Here is a 20754-nt window from a genome sequence, read left to right as displayed (position 1 = left end):
CTTAATTTGTTATGACAGCTTCTTTAGTGATAGCCGCGAGTAATTGAGAGGCATGCACTTCATCCCCCGGCTTTACGTGAATCGAAGCAATGTAGCCATCGAATGGCGCTTGAAGTGAGAATTCCATTTTCATGCTTTCTTCTACGATAATGGTATCGCCTTTTTTTACCTCTTGCCCTTCTTGAACAAGCACCTTCCAAATACTACCTGGTATCGTACAACGAATGGCTTCCTCACCTTCAGCTAATGCTTCCTCCATCACTTCGCTCACTTCATGCTCAGAGACATATTCTGATAGACCAAGAGACTTCCAATTTTCGCGTTCTTCCTTAAAAGCTTTTTGTTGGCATTCACGAAATACCGCCGTACTCTCTTCGATTGAGGAGAGAAAGTCTAGGTATTCTCCCAATTTGAACGTCGTTTCTGTAATATCCGCCTCAAATCGACCTCTCAAGAAATCTTCACGAAGTGTTAATAATTCGTCTGCCTCTACAGGATAGAATTGAATTTGGTCAAAGAAACGAAGAAGCCATGGCTTACCTGATTTAAAACTTTCGGTTGCACGTAATCGGTTCCACATTTGTATCGTACGACCGACAAATTGATATCCACCTGGTCCTTCCATGCCATATACACACATATACGCTCCGCCAATGCCTACAGCATTTTCAGGTGTCCACGTTCGTGCGGGGTTATATTTCGTTGTAACCAAACGATGACGAGGGTCTAATGGTGTGGCAACTGGTGCACCTAAATAGACATCCCCAAGCCCCATAACTAAATAGTTTGCCTCGAAAACGATCCGTTTGACGTCTTCGATATCATTAAGACCGTTCACGCGGCGGATGAACTCTAAATTGCTTGGACACCATGGAGCATCCGGACGAACGTTTTTTTGGTATCGTTCAATGGCTAATTGTGTTGCTGGATCATCCCAAGATAATGGCAATCTGACAATCCGTGAAGGTACTTCCATTTCTTCAAGCGGTGGAAGAGAGTAATCAATGTCGGATATGTGCTGACATAGATCAAGAATGGACATCTTTTTAGAATCTATATGAATTTGAAGAGAGCGAATTCCTGGTGTTAAATCAAGAATCGGTAGATCTTCTCGCTTCTGAATAGCTTCCATTAGAGCCTGAACTTGAAAACGAAGCAGTAAATCTAATTGCATGTCTCCGTATTCAACGAGGACATTCTCATCCCCAGCACAGCGAATGGTCAGAGGAAAACGACGATTTTTACTACTATTGACGAATAAAGGATATTGGTTTGATAAGAGCGTTGTTTCTATTTGAAGCTCCGGTGTAAGTAAAGCCTGATCCGTTCCTATCCTATTTAAAAAGTTTTCTTGATTCTCTCTTAATTGTTCTGCTTGTTCTAATGTGATTAATTGAAAATGAATGGTATCTCCTGGATGCAATTGTCCGATTTTCCAGAACTCTGCAGAAGCTGTTGTAACTGGACAGACAAATCCACCTAAACTAGGACCATCTGGACCGAGAAGGATGGGCATGTCACCTGTCAAATCTAATGTACCAACCGCATAGGCATTGTCATGAATATTAGATGGATGCAAACCCGCTTCGCCCCCATCATCGCGTGTCCAGTTTGGAGCTGGTCCGATCAATCTTACGCCAGTTCGTGAACTGTTAAAGTGAACTTCCCATTTTGTTTCGACTAATTGGTTTAAATAGTCCGGCTGTAGAAATTCTTCCGTACAATGTGGGCCGGGTATCACACCAATAGTCCATTCATGAGAAACAGCTGGTCGATAAGATTGCGGAAGTGTGTTTTTAATAGGATGCGACCCATGAACACGTAAGACATCTCCCGTTCGAAGTGCACGACCCCCATGTCCTCCAAATCCACCAAGTGTAAAGGTCGAGGCGCTTCCGAGTGTCTTTGGCATATCAAAGCCGCCACCAATCAGTAAGTAGGTTCTCATGCCTCTTGAGGCTTCTCCGCACTCTAGTATTTGCCCTCTTTTTGCGACAATGGTTTTGTACATGTCAACCGCCTTGCCATCGAGAGTCGCTTTCATATCCGCTCCTGTTAAACAAAAGGAGAGTGTATCTCGAAACTTGAACGTACCACCTCGCAATGTCATTTCCAGTCCAGGAGCATCGTCATCATTACCTAGTAGTTTATTTCCAATGCGAAACGCCAAAGGATCCATTGGACCACAAGGTGGAACCCCAACATCCCAATGCCCGATCCGGCCAGGATAATCCTGCACCGTTGTTTGAATACCACCATCTAGCACTTCGAGTGCCTGTTCACTTGGTGTAAAATCCGTAAGAAGCTGCGTATAGACATCTCCATTTTTACATGAGTCTTCTTGCAATAAGGCTTGTAAGTATTGGAGATTTGTTGTAATTCCGTATAATCTGGTCTGTTCAAGAGCGGAGATTAACTTAGCTATTGCCCCTTCTCGTGTATCATCATGAACAATGACTTTTGCAAGCATAGGGTCATAGAGTGACGAGATCGTCATACCATCTCTTACCCAGGTTTCAATCCGAGCTTCAGACGAAAATTGAACCTGATCCAACTGGCCGGTACTTGGGCGAAATTGATTTAAGCAATCTTCTGCATAAATACGTGCTTGGATACTATGTCCTTTTGGTTTAGTTAAAGTAAGATGAGTCAGTTCATCTGCTGCTTCTCGGACCATCCACTCAACAAGATCAACGTGATAGACCTCTTCTGTTACACCATGTTCTACTTGAAGTCGTGTATTAACTTCTAAAAAATAGAATTCCTCTGATGCTGGATCATATAAAAATTCAACTGTTCCTGCACTTCGATATCCAACTTCTTTCGCTAAGCGTGTAGCTGCTGTAAGCATCCTTTCACGAACATGTTGAGGAAAATTAGGCGCTGGACTCTCTTCTACGACTTTTTGATTCCTACGTTGAATCGAGCAATCACGTTCACCAAGGGCAATGACTTCTCCAAATCGATTACCAAAGATTTGTACTTCAACGTGTCTTGCTTTTTTAATATACTTTTCTAAAAATACCCCTGCATTTTTAAAATTTGTTTCGGCTAAATGGCAAACTGAATCAAATGCCGTTCGCAGAGATGCTTCATTTTCACAAACACGCATGCCAATTCCACCGCCGCCGGCTGTACTCTTTAAGATGACTGGAAAGCCAATTTTAGCCGCTTCGACTACGGCCTCCTCAAGGCTAACAATGAGAGGGGTACCAGGTAATAATGGGACTTGTGCATTTTCAGCCATTTCACGTGCTGCATGTTTCAAACCGAAGACTTCCATTTGTTCAGGGGTAGGGCCAATAAATGTAATGCCATTTTCTTTACAGCGACGAGCAAAATCAGCATTTTCACTTAAAAATCCATACCCAGGATGAATGGCCTCAGCACCCGTACGTTTTGCGACATCTAAAATGATATCCGCATTTAAATAGCTTTCTTTCGCAGGTCCATCACCAATCAATACGGCTTCGTCTGCACCATCAACATGTAAACTATCTTGATCGGCTTTTGTATAAACAGCGACGGATTGGACACCCATTTTTTTTAAAGTTCGCTCAATTCGAACGGCAATGGCACCACGGTTGGCAATTAATACTTTTGTAAACATGATGTATCTCTCCTCATTAGATAGTAAATAATTGCTCTTCTAGTCCCAAATCAATAAACGGATAGGCGTTGGGTTGTAATCATTACAAGGGTTATTTAACTGTGGGCAATTACTAATTAACACTAACGTTCGATTAATAGCCTGCATCTCAACATAATAACCTGGAGCAGAGACACCATCTTCAAATGTTAAATCACCGTCTGGTGTCACAGGAACATTCATGAAGAAATTGACGTTAGGTGCTAAATCTCTTTTTGTATAACGAGGATCATAGTTTGAAAGTTGATTCATAAACGTATCACGACAGTTATGCATATGGAGTTTCTCATGAGCGTAGCGAACCGTATTACTTTGTGCAGAACACGCTCCGCCTAAAGTGTCATGTCGTCCACATGTATCTGCCGTAATTTTGACAAGTTCTTTTCCAGATTCCGTAAGAAGTACGGTCCCCGTAGATAAATAAATGTTGCTTTGATTCGTGATAGTGGCTACAGCGCTGTAATGATCTTCTAGATTATCAGCATCAAAAAATAACGTATCTGCTGCTTGGTTGCCTTCTAGATCTACAATCCGAAATACTTGACCTGGCTCAAGTATATGCATCCAGCCATCTCCTGCAAGTAACGTTTTATCATAGATTGCATCCTCTACTTTTTTTTCGCTTTCTACTCGGTTAAATACAGCCATCTTAATTTCCTCCTTTAAATTGTTGTAACTAATTTTTGACCAAGTAATGCATCATACTCCCATGTATTCTCAAAAGCTCGTTTATTTTCAGGACGATAATTTAAACAATCATCATCTGCACGAACCGGTTCTGCTTCCTGAACGTCTATTTGAATAGGGACTGACGGATACGTTGTTTTAGGATCAAGCGTGTTAGGTGTATTAGATAGAATGAATAATAAATCCATTTCGGTTCTTAATGTCACAGTAGCACCTTTTTTACAATGGGTAGGATCAAAGTGCATGTTCCCTTCCTCGTCGCAAAAAACTCTTGAAAACAAATTAACATTAGGTACCAAGTCACGCTTAGTTAACCCATTGCGTAATAACTCCATAGCAAAGTTTTCTTCACCACTACGTAACCACTCATTTCGACTTTCTTGGTATGAAGACTTCCCGTATTTTTCATCTGTCAACTTTCGTGTTGTATAACTGGAAATGGTATCATGCCAACCTAGTGTGTCATCTACAATACTAGCGAAAGCTCGACCATTGTCGCTCATTAATATATTTCCTTTAGTGAGATGAGCTGTGTGTTGTGCTTTTAAAGTATCTGGCATGTTATATCTTTCTGTTAAATCTTGAGCATTATAAAGTAATAGAGAGACGTTTGCTCCCTCTTCAAGTGCTGTAAAAGTGACCAGTTTTCCCCGACCGATGCGACCAGACCATTTTCCACCTGCTGGAATTGTTTTACTCCAAACCTGTTTCATTTTGTTTGCCTCCTTTATAAAATAAAAAAGGATAAAAGACTAGGAGAATTCTCTCCCAGGCTTTTATCCTTCCGTGTATACGGATATTCCGTACGCTCTCTCTTGGACCAGACTTTAACGATGGTTAAACGGAACCCTAGACAGCTTAGTTGTTTTCAACAAAATGTGAAAACCTTTATGATGTTGTCCGATATCTTATACCTAGTATAGTGCGAACAAAAGTAGAAACGCAACTGTTGTGTCAGGTTTCCTGACATAGTTTTTTTAGATTAATCTAATTATTGAATCTTTTCTTTAGGTAGTAAATCTAATTCCGTTTCGTCTTTAGTTGAGTCGATCTGTCTTTTAGACCATTTCGTTTTTATAAATAGATAGATAAATCCACAAGCAAGCCAGCTGACACCTATCCCAAGCGTGACTTTATTTAATAGAGTCAGTAACCAGCCAATGAATCCTGCACCAATCAGTGGAGCAATAAAATATAGACAAGTTTGAACCGCTGATCTTTGCTTCATTTTAATATAGAAGTGACCAATAACAGATAAATTTACAAACATAAAAGCCGTTAATGAGCCAAAACTAACAAAGGTCACTGCCGTATTTAAATCAATAAAGACCCCTAAAAATGATAGAATGGTAACCAATATAATATTAAATACAGGTGTATTAAACTTGGGATGGATGGACGCAAATCCATTTTTAGGAAGAATAGATTCCTTCCCTAAGGCATATAAGAACCGAGTGATACTCGTAACGGAGGACACGCCTTGCGTAAACGTAGCAATGACTAATACAGTCATGAAAATGGTATTTAATAGAGAACCGCCAACTAGCTGAACCAAATGATATGCCGCATTATCTGGGTTGGTGAATGAAAAGTTTGGATAGGCGATTTGAGTAAAATACGAGGTAGCAATATACATGGCTGCAGCAATCATAACAATTAAAAAGATGGCTTTTGGAATTGTTTTTTCAGGGTGGATGGTTTCTTCCGCCATGGTTGTGACAGCATCAAATCCTAAAAAGCAAAAACAAATAATAGCTGCCCCAGAGAAGATCGTTGTGATAGGTGCATCATGATGAATGAGATTGCCAAGAGCAAAAAAGTGAGAAAGACCTGTTTGGCCGACCACCATATTTTTTACAATAAATAAGCAGAAAAGAGCAATAAACAAGATTTGAATCATAACGGAGATAAAACTGACTCTAGCGACTGATTTAGTTCCAACAATGTTCACAATCGCTAAAACAACATTCATTACGATAATCCACATGTAAATGGGTATAGAAGGGAATTCAGTATTCATAAAAATACCAAACGTTAAAATCGCAATAATGGGAGAAAAAATATAATCAAGCAAAAGCGCCCATCCAACAAAAAAACCAAATAGCGGATGAATTGACTTTTTTGTATACGTGTAAGCAGAACCAGAGATTGGATAAGCCTTTACCATCCTGCTATAGCTATATGCTGTAAAGAATATTGCTAGAAATGCGACCAAATAAGCAGCTACCATCATGCCATCTGCCGCTTCGTATGCAACACCAAATACAGTAAAATAAATCATCGGTGTCATCCATGCTAAGCCGAAAAAAACGAGGTGATGAACTTTCAAGGACTTTACTAATTTTGTTTGTTGATTCATTTTTAGACCTTCTTTCTCCCTGTTTTTTTGAAAAATTGAGTAGGAGGGGAGTTTAATCCCCGACCTCTCACACCACCATACGTACGGTTCCGTATACGGCGGTTCAATCTTTTAAGTATCTTAACTCATAAAGTTGGGAGATGTTTTTCAATCCCCACTTTATGAGTTTTCCTATTGTTATCGCTTGATGTAGGATTTCACTTTTAGATATCCGCCAATATCCCTTCCGGGAATTTGCTAATTTCATGGCTTCATCATGGTTGATTCCATATTTGCGAAGCATCCTATATTTGGTCTTTGGCTTTTTCCATCTCTTCCAGATAAGCTGTCTAAGTCGGCGATTTAACCATCCCTGGGTGTCTGTAATGAACCTTTTCATTCGTGATATTCCATAGTAGTTAACCCATCCAGTGGTTACTTGGTTTATTTTCTTGATAATTTCTTCAAAAGTTCCAGGTTGCTTCCTACTGGTCAACTTTCTCAATTTATCCTTAAAGCGTTGTTTTGCCGACTTACTAGGTCGGCATCCGACTTTCCCATGAGGTTTTGTAAATTGAATCCAAGGAATGTAGCAGAGGTTGCCCCACAGACTTTACTTTTCCTTTGGTTAATAATTAACCCGAGGTCATTCTCGATGTAGCTTGTGATGCTATCCATTACCCTTTCTCCCGCACGTTTGCTTTTGACATAGATGACGAAATCATCCGCATATCTAATAAAACGATGTCCTCTCTTTTCTAGCTCTCTGTCCAATTTGTTCAAATAGACATTTGCTAAAATGGGGGATAATGGACCACCTTGCGGTGCTCCCTCTGTGGTTTCAATATAAATATCTTTGTCAAGAATGCCTGAACGAAGAAATTTCCAGATAAGTTTAAGGACAATTTTATCCGAGATAAACTCTTCCAAATATGCTCTAACTCTTTGGTGGTGGATTGTATCAAAATAACTTTTCAAGTCACAGTCCACCACTACCCGGTATCCTTCTTGATAATACTGCTCTGCAAGTTTAATTGCTTGATGGGCATTTTTCCCTTTACGGAAACCAAAGCTATTTTCAGAAAAGTGTTGGTCTATGATTGGTTCAATTACTTGGAGGATAGCTTGTTGTACTACTCTATCCAACACGCATGGTATTCCTAGATATCTTTTGGAACCGTCTGGTTTTGGAATGGCAACTCTTTTAACAGGTTGAGGCTGATAAGTCCCGTCCAAAAGTTTCTGTTTAAGTGGTTGGAATAATTTCTCCATATGTGTTTTCAATTGGTATACAGTAATCCCATCAACTCCGGGAGCTCCTTTGTTACTTTTCACTTTTTCATATGCTTTCCAAAGATTCTCGTTTGCGATAACTTTATTGATTTGATTGATACCATCTTGTTCTTTCATATCCATGTTGGCATCCCTACGCACTCCTATGTACCTTTCGGTTTCCAACCTATTTCTTCATAGGTAGTCATCTTTTGGTATGTACCGCGATGTTTTCTGCGCTTAGGCGGTGATGCCTACACCTCCTTGTTTTCCAAGATTTAAGATTGTTCAGTCCTTCATTTCCAGCGGAAACTACTATGACTTCTGCTGACTTCTCACGATAAATCTTGTTTCAACCAAGCGTAAATTGCTCGTCCATGAGACCTCCCCGGGTAAGAGCGATAACCTTCTTCTCATGTAACTGCTATATTTACTGTATGGGATTCGGGCAGTATTGGACTTTATCATGTTTAGCAGACTCGTCCGTCCCAATTCAGCCTTGTATATAGTTTCTGTTCGTCAGTTCGAGAATTTGCCTCCGGCTTCCTTCAGATTCCTTCTCACGGAGGACACCCTTGCCATTGGCTAACAGTTCCTACTGCCAAGCCTGTAGTGGACTTTCACCACCAAGTTATCGCCCATGCCGGGCGCACTAAAAAAAGCCCGGGAGAATGGTTTACATTCTCCCAGGCTTTTGTCCTTCCGTGTATACGAAATTTCCGTACGCTCTCTCTCGGACCTGGCTTTAATATAAGCTATTAAACGGAACCCTAGACAGCATTGTTGTTTTCAACAAATTGTGAAAACCTATATGTTGTTGTCCTTCTTCTTGTAACTAAGTATAGTGTGAATACAAAAGACTCGGCAACAAGTTTGTAAGGTTTTCTAACATATTTTTTGAATTATCACATTTTAACAACTATTTTTTGGTAAACGATTAGGTGTAAGGAGAATTAAGAAGGATATCAAAACTTAAGCTTAACAAAAGACTAATTACCATACCAATGTCTGTGCAAGGTGTACTTATTGAACAAAGTGTCTTTTTGCGGTGCCTGACACGATATTGGAATGCATGGCCTGTTAGGTGGTAACATGTATTGTAATAATTTACATTGCACTTATTAATGAGGGACATGATTTTTGAAATAGGTATTCTAGAGATCTTAATTGCAAGTAAAAGTGATTTGTCATCAAGCAGTAGGAGATCAAATCAAAAAAAGGTTTTTCATAAACTTTCATAAGAATATTCATGAAGGTCAGAAAATCGGAAGCGTTATTGAATAGAGGATCCTTACGATTTCCACGGCAGACAACATGGTAAAAATAGTTTGGCAGCTAAATGCGCTTTTTTCTACCCATACTTTACCTACCTTGTTATTTGTTTGTCATTCGTTTTATTCCCTCTTTAATCGTTAACTTTAAAGTTGCCCCCCCTGAGGTGTTTGTAGAGGTATGGAGAGTTAGTTGTCCAAAAAGTGTTTACAGCAGCTCCTCTAATCAATGGACAAAATAGAGATTAATGCCCACCCTGTCAAAGGCAAGTCTGGAATAATAGGGAGATAGAGTCGTTTTTTCTTTGCGGCAAAAATGACGGGAAGTCCCTTCCATCGGTTTAATGGTTCCATCGTGTGACAAGCACCTAAGAACGCAGCATCATCAGGTATTTTATCTTGAAAATGATTAACATCTTTCACCATCCCAACGGCTATAGTCAAATCAAACACCTGGCTATTTCTCCTATGTTCCGCGGGGGAAAGATTCATCTCTTTCTTATCTGGAAACTCACATTCTAGCGAATAGAGTGCACCAACCACTCTTTCCTTCGACTCTTTCACACGCGCATCTGGCAAACATACAATACAGACACTTTCTTTACCCGGCATCACTTGTACCTCGACCTTGACCTTATTCTAGCCCTTTTAAACCTATGCCCTGAACAATAGTTGCCACATGATAAGCCTCTTATAAATGCGAGAATATACGTTCGGATTATATTAAAGGGTAGCTATCCTCTTGTCAATAACTTGGTGTTTCCTACAAAGCAGAAAAAAAGGTAAAAATGAAGATAAGGCAAAAAAACTAGCCTAGGTGTGAACTTGGGCTAGTTTTTCATTGTATGTGCCGAGCATAAAGGTTGCCTCTAGATTCTTGGCTTAAAGATAGAAGTAGTAATTAGCCAAGTAGATTAGAAAAAAACTAGTTTTTGAAAGTGTCTATATGAGGTGAATTATTATGGCGTTAAAGTCATTTGCGTTACCTGTCACCTACATTTAAACCTTCAAACAAAAAATTCAAGCTTAAATCAGGAATTAGATAGATTTGATGTATGACTGGAGTTTGAATTTTTTTGGAGTATAAGGAACAATCCACTGAATTTCAATTGGTTCACTTAATGTTTGTTTTCAGTTTGTGGGTTATCTAAAAGTTGGAATTTAAAATGACAAATTCCTTCATTAATAATATATTGATCGTGGATAACTTGAAAAGAGGAATGATACCCTTTTGCAATAGATGGATCTATAACTTGGCAATATAATATGCCATACTCTCCCATGTCATCATTTTTCCATTGTTCTCCAAAAGGACAACGATGAAAGGTCTGCTCTATTTCATTCTCTCTATAAATCGTATCATATTCAAAAAGGTCGCTTCTACCCATATCGTAATTATGAAGATAATTTTGCGTATTATTCACTTGACCCCTTAATTCTGCCCTTCTTGCAATATCTTGTCCACGTTCCAATCCAAAATGTGTCACGCCTTCTCTCATAAGATCTTCACCTTTTTCACCAAAGGTGTCAACTACTTCTTTAGAAATATATTCAAATAACACAGCCATTAAACCGTATATCGTTAATTGTTTTTTTGTATCTATTTTTTCTTGTGTAAAAGCATATTGCTCTTCAATGATTCCCATCAATAGATCTGAATTTTCTATATCACGTATTGCATTTCTTATTTGCGAGACTCTATTGTCTCCAATTAATGCAATACCTCTTTTAACACATTCGATACCTTTTTCACCTGCATTTTGATCTATTACTCTGTAAACATGGTTAAAGAGACGAACCAAAATTTCATTAATTAAAATGGGTTTTATTGCTTCATCACTCATTTAATCCATCCTTTATCTAAAGATTAAGACACATATTGGCGTTTCTTTTCCAATCATACAAAATCAGGTACTCTAGATTAATGCGCTACCATATTCTCTGGATGCTCCACCTGACTAATAAAAGCTTTTGTCCGCTCATTCTTAGGATTACGAAAGAATTCCTTCGGATGCCCTTCTTCAACGATAAAACCATTATCCATAAAAATAATACGATCTCCCACTTCTTCTGCAAACTTCATTTCATGCGTGACAAGGACCATCGTCATTCCTTCATCAGCCAATTCACGTATTACTTTTAGAACCTCTCCTACTAATTCAGGATCAAGTGCCGAAGTCGCTTCATCAAAAAGCATGACCTTTGGCTCCATAGCGAGTGCCCTTGCAATAGCGACACGTTGTTGCTGCCCACCAGAAAGTTGGCTCGGATAATGATCCATTCTTTCAGCTAGTCCGACTTTATTTAAATAGTGCTCAGCCGTTTTTCGGGCCTCTTCCTTTGATCTTTTTCGTATTTTCACTTGTGCAGCTATGACATTTTCAAGAGCTGTCATGGTTGGAAAAAGATTAAACCGTTGAAAAACCATGCCAATTTCAGTTCTTAGAGAGGCAACATGCTTTTCACTAAATTTATTTTGAGGTTCTACAAAATATTGACCTTCAACTTTCACACTTCCGGAAGTCGGTCTCTCTAAATAATTTAAACATCTTAATAGTGTTGACTTCCCTGATCCTGATGGTCCAATTATGACTATTTTTTCACCTTTTTTGACCTCAAAATCAATTCCTTTTAAAATTTCATTTGAACCAAATGATTTATGCAACTGCTTCACTTCTATCATCGCGTTAACCATGTTTTAACAACCTCTTTTCTAATAAGCGCATAATCTGTGCTAATGGTAGACTAATAACTAAATAAGCAAGTGCCAATATTGTATAAGATTCAATCGTCAAAAATGTTTGCGATGCATAAGTTTGTGTACGCAGTAATAACTCACTAACAGTGATAAAAGCAAGGAGGGACGTGTCCTTAATCATCATAACAAGGTAATTACCGAACACAGGTACAGAATTCCGTATTGCTTGTGGCATGACAATAGACCACATGGACTGCCGATTTGTATATCCTAAAGCTAATGCCGCTTCGGTTTGTCCTTTATCAATTGATAAAATAGCTGAGCGAACGACCTCCGATAGATAGCAGCCGTAATTTATTCCTAATCCAAGCATTCCTGCGAGAAAAGGACTGAAGGTAAACTGAAAACTTGGTTGCCAAAATTGTACAACAAGCATAATCAATAAAGGTACAACATAATACATATAAACAAGCTGGACAAGTAAAGGGGTTCCTCGAACGATTTCCAAAAATACTACCAGAATTCCATTTAGTAGTTTTGACTTAGATAGTCGTCCTAAAGCAATCAGTACTCCAATGACAACGGCAAGTATAAATCCGGCAACCGTAGCTTCTACTGATATCCATAGCCCTCCCAGAAGATCAGGGAGAAGCGCACGGAAAGCCGTCGCAAAATCTAAATTATTGAGTACATCCATATATACACCTCTTTATTATAAAAATTAATGTTTTTCTTCAGAAACTGGAACAAAGTAATCCTTTGTCACACCATATTTTTTAAAGACTTTTAGGATAAAACCATTTTCTTTTAATTCATCAATTTGTTTGTTTATCGCATTATAGAGTTCTGTATCATTTTTTCGAACGGCTGCAGCAATAATCCCCGTATTTTGTGGTTTATATGGTGATACGAGTTTTAAGTTTAAAGAATTATCATTTTGAAGACTGTAAGCTGCTACGAATCCATCAACAATACTTGCCTGAATCTTGTTTGTTTTAACTGCTAAGAAGAGCTCAGATTGCGAGCCAAAAACTACAACTCGTTTAATTTTTCCTTCTTTTTGCAATTTATTGGCCAAATTTAAGAATACTGATCCTTTTTGTGCACCCACTATTTTATCTTTTAAATCAGCAATGCCTTTGATCGTTGAATTCTTTCCAACAACAAGCGCTTCACCTTCTTTGTACCAAGTATTTGTAAACTTAGCTATTTTTTCACGTTCAGGTGTGACATACATGCCGTCTGTTACCATATCAATATTCTTTTGATTCAGTTCCAGCAATAAATTTTCGAATTTTATTTCTTTCATTTCTACTTTTGGTATGCCTAATCGACGGGCAGCTTCTTTTATAATCTCAGCATCAATTCCTGAAAACTTCTTTGTTTTTTGATCAATAAAAGCGAATGGAGCATCATTAGATGAACCAATCACAAGAACACCTTTTTTCTTAGCATTTTCTAATGTGCTATCCGATTTTGAGCTACTTGAACTATCTGATCCTTTCGAACCACAACCAACTAAGACAATAAGTAAAAGTGTTAAAACTAAAACAGACATAAATATTTTTTTCATCAGAAAACCTCCACTATATCAATAATTCCGGTAAGAATTAACATATTTTTGAATTTTCAAACTTTATAATGTATAGAGAGAGTTATCATTATCTGACAACTCTTTTGTTGTAATTCATTGTATTCTGTAAGAAAGTCAATCTATTATTATTTAGCATGAACTGCATTTTGTTCAACTTGGTTTTGTTTATTAAGTATGACGCCTGCCATCGCATACAAAGCTACAGTTGAAACTAAGTGTGCTGAAAATTTATTAGGATCTTGTTGAGGATAAACTTCTACAAAATCCATACCGATGATACCCTTTTTACAGAACTCATATACAAGTGTTAATAACTCATAAGAAGTCAATCCATTCCCATCTACAGGTCCACCTGGATTAAAAGCGTAATCGAGAACATCACTGCAAATGCTTAAATATACCGCATCTACCCCTTCACTTGCTTGCTTATAAATGTCATCAGCTAACTGAACTAGATCGTTTGCCCTACGTATATCTCGGTTCGTTATTGTTTTTGCACCAGCTGCCTTCGCAAAGCGACCACTTTCCGGTTTATTTCTTGGCCCATGAATCCCAGTATGGATAATATTTTCATTTCGGACGCCGTCTAATTCATAAATACGAGCAAAGGGTGAACAACGAGCAAATTCATCACCGTTATGAGATGGCATATTATCGTAGTGCGTATCTAAGTGAATAATGCCAATTTTTTTACCTTCGAGTGATCGAGTTAAACCTTTAACTATAGGGTAAGTTATGCCGTGATCTCCACCTAAAGCAATTGGAAATTTCCCTGAATCCCAAACTTTCTTTGAAAAATCATCAATCCTTTCAATTGTTTTTGGAACATCAGCAGGTATAACATCGATATCACCTATATCTGCTAACGTTAAATGTTCAAATACATCTATATCGTCAAGCTCTGGTAAATAACCACTATAACGTGCTGAACAAAGCCTTATCACCTTTGGACCTTGCTCACATCCCGTATAATCTCCCCAAGTTACTGCACCTTCCCAAGGCACACCGTAAACAACAACATCGGATTGATCAATACCTTTTCCGTTAGATACATTTTTAGCTCCTAAAAAACATGGTGTATTACCATAAATCATTTCATTCATTTTCTTTCACCCCATCAATTTTTTATATATTTAAGACTTTATACTACGAATTTCATCTAAATAGTTATAAACAGACTGTTTGGATACATGTAATATTTCACTTGCTTTTTCAATGGCTCCTTGAATCATAAAGATTCCTTTTTCATCAAGCATTCTTACAAACCGCAGTTTGTCTTCACGACTCATACTACTTCCAAACACATTAAATTGTTGTACTGTTTGGTCTATAACATGTTGAAATACATCTTCGATAGATTTTGGATAGTATTCTTCAGTAAATTGCTGATCAATCGTCTCAATCCCGCTTGTTTTGCATATCGATTGAAGACCCCTTGTTGCCATAATCAAATCCGTTATATCAAAATTAATTCCTAAACACCCTATAACATTTTCATCATTGTCTCTAATAAATGTCATAGATGTTTTAATAATCTTTCCAGAGCTTGTCCTCGCCATGAATCCAAATTTATCTTTCACATCATTTTGAAATCTATAAAGCTCTTTTAATATTAGATCCGTGGCTGGTGCCCCCAATTGTCTCTCCGTCACATTTCCTTTTATGTAAATGAGAGATTCATTTAGATTGGTTAGGTCATGAATAACAACTTCACAATTCTCACCAAACGTTTCAACAATCATATCTGCAGTTGACTTATAGTGATGGAGTATTTGTTCTTTATTAGTCACTGTCAACTCCTCCTATTTTTAAATATTTAAAACGGATGAAACATTTATAAAACTTTTAATAATTTATATTTTATTTTAAAAAATTAAAAAATACAAGGCTAATGTAAGAAATGCTAACATATTATTTTTAATTTTTTATAATTATTTATATTTTTTTAAAAAAATTTCCCGCTTTTTTATATTGTTTTAAAATATATTAGATTTTTTTAAAACAAATCAAAAAACATGATTCTATTCAAACTGAATATGGTTAAAAGAATGCGTTATTCCAGCTGTAGCTATTGTCTTCCAAAAGAATTTCTGATAGTTAAAACTTGATAATAATTTTACTCGCCGCTTTAATAATCCGGGTGCGGATGGTTTCAAGTTGCATCGTCTTTTGTCCCTTTGGGAAAGTCAATGTTCACAGCTGTTTGGTTAAGTTATAAACAAGAAGACTGAGCATCATCTTGACTTCGTTGACTTGAACCCGTCACAACACCTATTCTAGAAACACTTAGTATGAAAGCTCCATCAGTCTGAACAAATATATCTTTGGTTTTCTTTTCTAATAATTGAATTTGTTTGTAGGAATTGGACTCTTCAAAACGATGGATGAAAGCTGCTCCATAGACCACCGTTTTCATCCCTTATGGTGGGGTTAGGTAATTGGAAGTTCTGTGATAGGTCCTTCCATTTACTATGAAAACGGTGATCTTTCTTTTTATTTTGATCTATTTACCACACTAAGCACCTTTTTGGAGTTTTCGTACCAAAATATTTATACTGTGGTTATCCAATCAAAGGTGATGTTTTTGGAAATAAAACCAGATTTTAATAAAACGAAAGCTTTTGACAAATCTATGTACCTATTTTGGGATAAAGGATATGAGGCAACACACATTTCTGACCTTATACAAACAATGGAGATCAGCCGATCAACACTTTATGATAGTTTTGGAGATAAGGATCAATTATTTGCACTTGTATTAGAAAATTATAAGAATCGCGGGTTGGAAAAGAAAAAATTATTATTTTCAAAGGATAGTGCAAAAGAATCACTCATATTGTATTTTTATAGACATATTGAAGAAGTGTATTCCGATAGAACACCCTATAGTTGCATGATTACGAATTCATCATTATTGATTGGTCACATCGACCCTTCCATTGAAAGGACCATAATTAATGATTTTAATGAATTGGAGAGCATGTTTAAACAAGTCATTCAAAAAGGACAAAAGAAACATGAAATTTCTCAAGAGGAAGATATTCAATTGATTGCTTACTCGTTATTAAGTCTCAATCATAGTATCAACCTAATGTCAAAATTTAAAAAAGACAAACTTTTAGCATTTAAGTTAGTTGATAAGACCATTGCATCACTATAAATTTTTTATTTTAACTTTTTTGGAACGGTCGTACCAAAATAAAATTAAAGGAATGATATGATGCATCGAAAAACAAATTTTCTTATCTTTTTATTGGCTATAAGCTGTGGTTCTCTTGTTGCTAATCTATATTACACACAGCCTATCATTGAGTTCATTTCAAAAGATCTACATATGTCTTCTCATTTATCCGGTCTGCTCACGACATTGACTCAAGTTGGCTATGGTTTAGGGTTGTTCTTTTTAGTACCAATGGCAGATCTCATTAAAAGCAAAAAAATAATTGTTACTTTATTAGGTATTACGATCATTGCTTCGGCATTTGCAGCGATCGCAACAAATGAAATGCTTTTCTTGTTTTTGACAGGATTAATTGGCATTAGCGCTTGTGCCGCTCAAATATTAGTTCCGATCGCAGCCAGAATAGCACCAAGACAAGAAATTGGTAACTATGTTGGAAAAGTGATGAGCGGTTTGCTGATTGGCATCATGATTGCACGACCACTATCCATCGAAATAACCAATTGGTTTGGATGGCGAACGGTATTTCTCTTTTCAACAATCCTTTTACTTATAATATTACTGTTGGTGACTAAGTTTCTACCAAACTTTGATGTTGAATCTGAGAACTTAACCTATTCCAAGTTAATCGTTTCAATGGTTGAAATTCTTAAAAACACATCACCTTTAAAACAAAGAGGTTTTTATCATGCTTGCTTGTTTGCAACCTTCAGCCTTTATTGGACCGTCGTTCCAATTCTTTTACGTTCATTAGATTTTACAAATACAGAAATTGCATTATTTGGTTTTGTTTCAATAGCGGGAGCCTTATTGACCTCTACTTTCGGTAAATTAGCGGATAAAGGATACATTTACTCATTAACAAATGTATCCATGATATGCGTCATACTTTCAGTCGGCATCTTATTTTTCGTTAAAAGTCATTCTCTACTCACCATTGTTATATTAATCATATCAGGCATCATATTAGATATCGGTGTCTCAGGAAATTTAATTGCTGGCCAAAAAGTTATCTATAGTTTAAGTGCGTCACACCGAAATCGCTTAAATGGTTTATATATGACCATGTTCTTTTTTGGAGGAGCGCTTGGTTCATTTATTGGAAGCTATAGTTACTTTCAATTTAATGCGGCAACAGCGTTATCCATCGGCATCGCCTTTCCGTTACTCGCTTTATTAGCCCATCTTGTGAATGGAAAAGAAGGAAGACAATTAAAGCAGGAAAACAAAGGATCTGCTTAAAAAGAGTTTATTCATGGAAGGGGGATGGGAGATCATCTCCATTCACAATTATGAGCTTATTGGATCATACAAATAAAACAAACACTTGATTTTCATCATAGTAAAGGACAATTCTGTCTTTTCGTTGTTAAAATCCTCATAAGTATTTTTTCTGGTACAAGTGGCGGCACCCGGTACCATTATGTGTGACACACCAATTGATATTACGGGGTTTTGTTACCATCCACCCCTTCTAAAAACATTTTTTCCGCATAAAAAAGCTGCACCTCACATTGTTAGTTGGTGTCTAACGTTTAGGGTGCAGTTCATAATTTAATCTTGTTTTCTTTACGCAAAACATTTACTTTAGTGTCTAAATTCCGAGCTTTCAAACAGAAATAGCAAGTATCTAGGTAGATCGGAGTAATACTATGACTTTCATAGTGTCTATATGGCATAGACTATTAAGCAGATAATGTCCTTTTGCGGTACCTGTCACTGTACTTTGCGATAATGCCCACCATCATTCCATCTTGAAAACATATGTCCAATAAAAAGAAGGAAGTACATCACCATAGAGAAGTTCCCTATTCCCTCTATCATCTATCATATAAGCACTAGTTCCTTTATCCAACATCTAAAAAAAAACAAAACGGCTCCTTCGTAAATGTTGTAATCACCACAGACAATACTAAAAAATGAAGTGGTAAAAACAATATCGCCACACTAACTAAACCATAAAAGCACGGAAAACTTCTTTATTTAGGAGAATTCTGTACTTTTTTGAATATAATTGACATTTATAATTACCTACTCGATCTTTTCGTAGGTATTGTAGATTTCATAATACATCTTACACTGGGATTTCTAACCTAACTCGGGTCGTGGTAGGCACCTCGGAACAGAGGAACAACTAATTTATTACCTCAAATTCTCCCGATATCTTTAACAACCTCTTCAATACCTAATTACAAATATTTAAATAACGGGTTTAATTTTCATTAGTACTCATGTTTTTCTAGCCATTTAGCATATTCATTTATTCCTTCATCCAATGAAATTTGGGGAACAAAGCCTAATTCCTCTCTAGCTCTTCTAATTTCAAATTCAGCGTTCTGGTCTAATACATCAATTGTGCCACCCCCGATTTCTATTTGAGCAAGGGGAAATATTTTCTTTATTCTTTCTACCAAATTACCGTAACTTATTTGATTACCACCAGTTATATTAAATACATTATGTTGTAGAGAAGGTATATTTACATCTGCTGCTATAATACACGCATTTGCAACATCTTTTACATGGACATACTGAAATAAATAATCTTTCCCGTTTTTTTCGTATGTTGGCAATCCATCAATAGCATTACGTAACAATGTTTTCATATAACATTGCATAAATTGACCAGGACCATAGATCCAACCCGGTCTTAATGATATAATTTCCATGCCATATAAGTTATTATATACTTGTCCCATTTTTTCAGTAAATACTTTTGTAACTCCATATGGTGTTGTTGGATTAAGTGGTGCTTCTTCGGTAATTATTCCTAATTCACGGTTATTTCCGTAGACACATTCTGAACTAAGATTAACAATACGCTTAATTCCTGTTAATCTAGCTGATTCAAATATATTAGTAGTTCCTACAGCATTAATCATTACAGTTTGATATGGAATTTTTCTAGAAAAATAAGGATGAGAAATTGCTGCTGTATGAATAATTTTATCCACATTATAATTTTTAATCGTCTCTAATATAAAAGGTAAATCTCTTAAATCGCCCTGTACATTATAAATTGATTGTTTATTTTCACCGTTAGATGATCTTTGATCATAACAAATGACTGTCTCTCCTTTTTCAGAAAGTAATTTCGAAATTGTTGATCCTAGAAATCCCAATCCACCTGTTACTAAAGTATTCAATTGGTGACACCTCTTTCTAACCCCTATATATTAAGTGAGCTGATTTTCAATATGGATACTCATTAAGTTCTAATCTATTATCTTGCCAAGCCCTATAAATATCTTCTGGTGTACAGAACCATACTCCTTCATGAGATTTGATAAATGAAAGTAATTCTTCTAACATTTTAATACGTGAAGCTCTTCCAATAACTTCAGGATGCATAGTAAGCAAAAAGTAGCCACCATCTTCATAAAGAGCGCTAAATTCTTTTTTCCATAACCTTAATACTTTATCGGGCTCTTCAATTACCGTGCCATTTTGTGGAACAGCAGAATAATGGAATTGCTCCCAATCATCTAGTAACCAAGCAACCGGCAATTCTAGTAATTTATATCCATTTACTGGAACGACATAAGGTACATCGTCTCCCATCAAACTACTATCAAACAAGAACTTGTTCTTTTTAAGAAGTTCTAATGTTTGAGGAGTTATTTCCCAAAGGGGAGCTCTATAACCCACTGGATTTTTTCCAGTAATCTTACTTAATATAGCTTTTGACTTCTGGAAAATACTATCTTCTTTCTCATAGGAAAGGGTTTCTGTTCGTTCATGATAATAACCGTGACACCCAATAGAATGACCATTTTCATCTATTTTTCGAACTATATTCTCATCAATTTCAGCCGTATATCCTGGAATAAAAAACTGTGCTTTTAAGTCAAATTTTTTAAGTAATCTTAATATCCTATCAATACCAACTCTTCTTCCATAGGCACTAGCAGACAATAAAGATAACCTTTGTTTATTTTCCTCATTTAAAATCCAGCCAGATTCAGCATCAACATCAAAACTTAATGTTAATGCCATTTTAGCTTTATTTGGCCATTTAATATTTTTCATTAACTTTCACCCTTATTGTTTATTCTTATAAAAAC

General features: G+C 36.8%; 18 protein-coding genes, 2 pseudogenes and 2 riboswitches. Of the genes and pseudogenes, 2 read left to right on the top strand and 18 right to left on the bottom strand.

Annotation, left to right across the window (positions count from 1 at the left end; all coding sequences use genetic code 11):
- Position 1: 1 nt before the first annotated feature.
- From uca to GMB86_RS09320, 16 genes and pseudogenes are all read right to left on the bottom strand, one after another.
- A complete protein-coding gene (uca, locus tag GMB86_RS09390; RefSeq protein WP_155218967.1) occupies positions 2-3610 on the bottom strand; it encodes an urea carboxylase in 3609 nt (1202 codons plus the stop codon).
- Positions 3611-3649: 39 nt separating this feature from the next.
- Positions 3650-4297 (bottom strand): urea amidolyase associated protein UAAP2, encoded by a 648-nt coding sequence (locus GMB86_RS09385; protein ID WP_155218965.1) that lies wholly within the window; start codon positions 4295-4297, stop codon positions 3650-3652.
- Between the two features lie 14 nt (positions 4298-4311).
- A complete protein-coding gene (locus tag GMB86_RS09380; protein ID WP_155218963.1) occupies positions 4312-5049 on the bottom strand; it encodes an urea amidolyase associated protein UAAP1 in 738 nt (245 codons plus the stop codon).
- Positions 5050-5099: 50 nt separating this feature from the next.
- Positions 5100-5200, bottom strand: a riboswitch (guanidine-I (ykkC/yxkD leader).
- A gap of 127 nt (positions 5201-5327) precedes the next feature.
- Positions 5328-6695 carry an APC family permease gene (locus GMB86_RS09375; protein WP_155218961.1) on the bottom strand — a complete coding sequence of 456 codons (1368 nt, stop codon included), beginning with the start codon at positions 6693-6695 and terminating at the stop codon, positions 5328-5330.
- Positions 6696-6798: 103 nt separating this feature from the next.
- Entirely contained in the window at positions 6799-7170 is a 372-nt protein-coding gene (locus GMB86_RS16090) for a group II intron maturase-specific domain-containing protein (RefSeq protein WP_329602848.1), read from the bottom strand.
- Positions 7171-7175: 5 nt separating this feature from the next.
- A complete protein-coding gene (gene ltrA, locus GMB86_RS09365; RefSeq protein ID WP_329602847.1) occupies positions 7176-8090 on the bottom strand; it encodes a group II intron reverse transcriptase/maturase in 915 nt (304 codons plus the stop codon).
- Between the two features lie 537 nt (positions 8091-8627).
- Positions 8628-8731, bottom strand: a riboswitch (guanidine-I (ykkC/yxkD leader).
- A gap of 272 nt (positions 8732-9003) precedes the next feature.
- Positions 9004-9281: pseudogene (locus tag GMB86_RS16165) on the bottom strand (transposase); the annotation flags it as partial.
- 158 nt (positions 9282-9439) lie between these two features.
- Complete coding sequence (locus GMB86_RS09360) at positions 9440-9832, bottom strand: magnesium chelatase domain-containing protein (RefSeq protein WP_329602846.1); 393 nt, start codon at positions 9830-9832, stop codon at positions 9440-9442.
- 503 nt (positions 9833-10335) lie between these two features.
- The gene (locus GMB86_RS09355; protein WP_230459067.1) at positions 10336-11061 is read right to left on the bottom strand and encodes an L-2-amino-thiazoline-4-carboxylic acid hydrolase; all 726 of its coding nucleotides are present in this window, start codon (positions 11059-11061) and stop codon (positions 10336-10338) included.
- A 77-nt stretch (positions 11062-11138) separates the two neighbouring features.
- Positions 11139-11900: an amino acid ABC transporter ATP-binding protein gene (locus tag GMB86_RS09350; protein ID WP_155219000.1), complete on the bottom strand. Its 762-nt coding sequence runs from the start codon at positions 11898-11900 to the stop codon at positions 11139-11141.
- 4 nt (positions 11901-11904) lie between these two features.
- Positions 11905-12612 carry an amino acid ABC transporter permease gene (locus GMB86_RS09345; protein ID WP_155218955.1) on the bottom strand — a complete coding sequence of 236 codons (708 nt, stop codon included), beginning with the start codon at positions 12610-12612 and terminating at the stop codon, positions 11905-11907.
- 24 nt (positions 12613-12636) lie between these two features.
- Positions 12637-13488, bottom strand: coding sequence for a substrate-binding periplasmic protein (locus GMB86_RS09340; RefSeq protein ID WP_155218953.1), 852 nt, complete (start codon positions 13486-13488; stop codon positions 12637-12639).
- Between the two features lie 146 nt (positions 13489-13634).
- Positions 13635-14612 carry an agmatinase family protein gene (locus GMB86_RS09335; RefSeq protein WP_155218951.1) on the bottom strand — a complete coding sequence of 326 codons (978 nt, stop codon included), beginning with the start codon at positions 14610-14612 and terminating at the stop codon, positions 13635-13637.
- Between the two features lie 30 nt (positions 14613-14642).
- Positions 14643-15299: a helix-turn-helix transcriptional regulator gene (locus GMB86_RS09330; protein ID WP_329602845.1), complete on the bottom strand. Its 657-nt coding sequence runs from the start codon at positions 15297-15299 to the stop codon at positions 14643-14645.
- A 231-nt stretch (positions 15300-15530) separates the two neighbouring features.
- Positions 15531-15762, bottom strand: a pseudogene (locus tag GMB86_RS16160) (transposase); the annotation flags it as partial.
- Entirely contained in the window at positions 15722-15916 is a 195-nt protein-coding gene (locus tag GMB86_RS09320) for a hypothetical protein (protein WP_155218947.1), read from the bottom strand. The gene GMB86_RS09320 and the pseudogene GMB86_RS16160, both read right to left, overlap by 41 nt.
- Positions 15917-16141: 225 nt before the next feature.
- Here GMB86_RS09320 and GMB86_RS09315 point away from each other — a divergent pair, with 225 nt between their 5' ends.
- Positions 16142-16669, top strand: a complete 528-nt coding sequence (locus GMB86_RS09315) for a TetR/AcrR family transcriptional regulator (protein ID WP_155218998.1) — start codon at positions 16142-16144, stop codon at positions 16667-16669.
- 60 nt (positions 16670-16729) lie between these two features.
- Positions 16730-17932 (top strand): MFS transporter, encoded by a 1203-nt coding sequence (locus tag GMB86_RS09310; RefSeq protein ID WP_155218945.1) that lies wholly within the window; start codon positions 16730-16732, stop codon positions 17930-17932.
- Between the two features lie 980 nt (positions 17933-18912).
- On the opposite strand, the gene GMB86_RS09305 is transcribed toward GMB86_RS09310, so the two are convergent.
- A complete protein-coding gene (locus GMB86_RS09305; RefSeq protein WP_155218943.1) occupies positions 18913-19836 on the bottom strand; it encodes an NAD-dependent epimerase/dehydratase family protein in 924 nt (307 codons plus the stop codon).
- A 46-nt stretch (positions 19837-19882) separates the two neighbouring features.
- The gene (locus tag GMB86_RS09300) at positions 19883-20719 is read right to left on the bottom strand and encodes a polysaccharide deacetylase family protein (protein WP_155218941.1); all 837 of its coding nucleotides are present in this window, start codon (positions 20717-20719) and stop codon (positions 19883-19885) included.
- Positions 20720-20754: the final 35 nt, after the last annotated feature.

This window comes from Terrilactibacillus tamarindi (assembly GCF_009718825.1).
Classification (GTDB): Bacteria; Bacillota; Bacilli; order Bacillales; family Sporolactobacillaceae; genus Terrilactibacillus; species Terrilactibacillus tamarindi.
The sequence above is the reverse complement of the archived record's forward strand: the minus strand, read 5'-3'. Positions and strand labels throughout refer to the sequence as shown.